The sequence below is a fragment of the Streptomyces sp. NPDC097640 genome, from assembly GCF_040302705.1.
GTDB lineage: Bacteria > Actinomycetota > Actinomycetes > Streptomycetales > Streptomycetaceae > Streptomyces.
On record NZ_JBEOSB010000083.1, the window covers coordinates 1 to 1,913 of the forward strand.

Annotated in this window: 4 protein-coding genes; 3 read left to right on the forward strand and 1 reads right to left on the reverse strand. The window is 72.3% G+C overall.

Annotation, left to right across the window (positions count from 1 at the left end; all coding sequences use genetic code 11):
• Positions 1-91 precede the first annotated feature (91 nt).
• Together mmpB and ABTY62_RS47410 are read left to right on the forward strand one after the other, a co-directional pair.
• The gene (gene mmpB / locus ABTY62_RS47405) at positions 92-223 is read left to right on the forward strand and encodes a morphogenic membrane protein MmpB (RefSeq protein ID WP_352135615.1); all 132 of its coding nucleotides are present in this window, start codon (positions 92-94) and stop codon (positions 221-223) included.
• A gap of 63 nt (positions 224-286) precedes the next feature.
• Entirely contained in the window at positions 287-904 is a 618-nt protein-coding gene (locus ABTY62_RS47410) for a Maf family protein (RefSeq protein ID WP_352135616.1), read from the forward strand.
• Between the two features lie 68 nt (positions 905-972).
• Here the strand turns inward: ABTY62_RS47410 and ABTY62_RS47415 are convergent, their stop codons facing one another.
• Positions 973-1,386, reverse strand: a complete 414-nt coding sequence (locus ABTY62_RS47415; protein WP_352135617.1) for a hypothetical protein — start codon at positions 1,384-1,386, stop codon at positions 973-975.
• A 426-nt stretch (positions 1,387-1,812) separates the two neighbouring features.
• Here ABTY62_RS47415 and ABTY62_RS47420 point away from each other — a divergent pair.
• Positions 1,813-1,913 (forward strand): biotin carboxylase N-terminal domain-containing protein (locus ABTY62_RS47420; RefSeq protein ID WP_158786612.1); only part of this gene is annotated, 101 nt, incomplete at its 3' end.

The following is a 1,913-nucleotide window of genomic DNA, read 5'->3' on the forward strand; positions in this document are numbered from 1 at the left end:
TGAGTTTATAATTTATCTCGTCCGAGCGGCCGGGCGCCGGCGCCCACCCCCCCCCCCCCCCACCGCCGCGCCACGGCGCAGGATCGAACGCATGCTGTGGTCCGATCCGCCCGACGAGCCGCCCGACGAACTGCGGCGGGTCCAGGACATGCTCCGCCGCGCGAGCACGGTGCTCGCGGTCGCGACCCTGACCCTGATGCTGCTGCTGAGCATGCACCCGTGACCTGTACCCGGGCCGGTGCCCGGGCCGGTGTCCGCGACCGGCGGGCCACCTACGCTAGGGCGCATGACTGACACGCCGCGCGCCCTCATCCTCGCCTCCGCCTCCCCCGCCCGCCGCGCCCTGCTGCGCCAGGCCGGGCTGGCCTTCGAGGTGATCGTCAGCGGTGTGGACGAGGACGCACTGAGCGCCGAGACCCCCGCCGAGCTGGCGCGGATACTCGCCGAGGCCAAGGCGGGCGCCGTGGCCGCGCTCCCGGAGGCGGCCGGGACCCTGGTCATCGGCTGCGACTCGGTCCTGGAACTGGACGGCCAGGCGCTCGGCAAGCCCGCGGACGCGGAGGAGGCCACCGCCCGCTGGAAGTCCATGCGCGGCCGCTCCGGCGTGCTGCGGACCGGGCACTGCCTGATCGACACGGCGACCGGCCGCCGCACCTCCGCCACCGCCTCCACCACGGTCCACTTCGGCGAGCCGACCGACGCCGAGATCGCGGCGTACGTCGCCAGCGGCGAACCCCTGCATGTGGCGGGCGCGTTCACGCTCGACGGCCGCTCCGCGCCCTTCGTCGACGGCATCGAGGGCGACTCGGGCAACGTCATCGGGCTGTCCCTGCCGCTGCTGCGCCGGCTCCTGGCCGAGCTGGGCGTGAGCATCACCGACCTGTGGGCCGACGCCGGGCAGTGAGCCGGCCGGGGGTCGCTGCCCGGCACCCGGCTACGGCGCCGGGCGGCAACTCGGCCGCGCGGCACCCCTCAAGCGGGACGCGGGGCGTCCGGGGCGGCGGTCGCGCCGGCGGGCTCGGCCGGGCGGTCCGTCTCGTCGTACGCCAGCAGGTTCAGCACGATCAGGCCGAGCATCACCATCATGAGCGCGAAGGCGAGCCAGCCGACGAGGCCGACCACGAAGGCGCCCACCAGCGCGTGCGCCACGGCACAGGTGATGAGCAGGATGCGGGCAAAGCGCCCCGGGGCGCGGTCCCGTACGGCCATCCGGAGCAGCACCAGGCCGCACAGCAGCAGATAGAGGCCGAAGACCCCGCCCGCCACCCATGTGCCGACCGACATCGCGTCCGGGTCGAGGCCGCCCAGGGACATCTGCTGCCGGTCGACCACCAGGCCCAGGACCCAGTTGAGCAGCGCTATTCCGGCCGCCTCCACGATCAGCATCACGGCCGTCACCACGGCCACAGGTCTGCGTCGCGCCACCCCGCCCCACCTCTTCCGCTGCACCGGCTCGGGGCCGTCCCCCCGAGGAGGTTCGACATCACGAACGCTACTAACGGGTAAGCCCCGCGACAAGGGGTCGCGGAGGCACTCGTCAGACCGGAACACCGCGGCAAAGTTTCCGTCCCGCGTTCGTAGGGATTCCACAAAGAAACGCGGCGGACCACGGCTCCGACCACCGGAGAACCCGGCCGCCGCGCGAACCGCCGTCCGGCCCGAAAAACCGGGCGTACCGTGGAACGACGGGGGAGACGGCTGCCTCTTCACGGCAAGTTTCACGCTCCGTGTGGTCAAGCTCACGCCCGAGTTCTTCTCGGCGTGTGGTGTCACCTGTACCTAAACTCGGCTTGTTTCAAGGAGGGAGCCATCGTGCGCAAGGTGCTCATCGCCAATCGTGGCGAAATCGCGGTCCGGGTTGCCCGTGCCTGTCGGGACGCGGGGATCGCGAGTGTTGCGGTCTACGCCGATCC

Coding starts and splice junctions, on each gene's coding strand:
- mmpB (WP_352135615.1), top strand. CDS start 92: ATGCTGTGGTCCGATCCGCCCGACGAGCCGCCCGACGAACTGCGGCGG.
- ABTY62_RS47415 (WP_352135617.1), bottom strand. CDS start 1,386: ATGCTGATCGTGGAGGCGGCCGGAATAGCGCTGCTCAACTGGGTCCTG.
- ABTY62_RS47410 (WP_352135616.1), top strand. CDS start 287: ATGACTGACACGCCGCGCGCCCTCATCCTCGCCTCCGCCTCCCCCGCC.